We start from the raw sequence: 497 nt of genomic DNA, 5'->3' as shown, positions 1-497 counted from the left end.
CTGTCGTTGGCCAGCAGGTCGATCACGACGGACTGGCCCATCACCACCGAGGTGCCAAGGTCGTCCACCGCCACCGGCGCGTCGTTCACCGGCGCAACCGTCACGTCCACGACCGAGGTCGCGGTGCCGCCCACCCCGTCCTCCACCGTGATGACGAAGCTGTCCGCGCCGCTGAAGTCCGCGTCCGGCGTATAGGTCACCGTGCCCGCGGCCCCGTCGTAGACGGCGGTGCCGTTGCTCGGCTGGGTGGCGATGCCGGTCACCGACAGCGGGTCGCCGTCGGGGTCGGTGTCGTTCACCAGAAGGTCCGCCACGTCGATCACCAGCGGCGTGTCCTCGTCCGTCGTCACCGCGTCGTCGGCGGGCGTCGGCGCGTCGTTTGTCGCACCCGAGGTCGAAGCAAGCGTCGCGATCTCTTCCGGCGACAGCTCGGCGTCATAGATCTGACGGTCCGAGATCACCCCCTCGAACGGCGCGTCGAACCCGGCCTGACCGCT

At 69.8% G+C, this 497-nt stretch carries 1 protein-coding gene; it reads right to left on the bottom strand.

Going from position 1 to position 497, the window contains the following annotated elements; all coding sequences use genetic code 11:
• On the bottom strand, positions 1-497 hold a 497-nt coding region (locus tag P1K30_RS23850), incomplete at both ends, for a cadherin-like domain-containing protein (protein WP_275635238.1).

Origin of the sequence: Psychromarinibacter halotolerans (assembly GCF_029168315.1) — a bacterium.
Lineage (GTDB): Bacteria > Pseudomonadota > Alphaproteobacteria > Rhodobacterales > Rhodobacteraceae > Psychromarinibacter > Psychromarinibacter halotolerans.
This window is presented reverse-complemented; position numbering and strand designations above follow the sequence as displayed.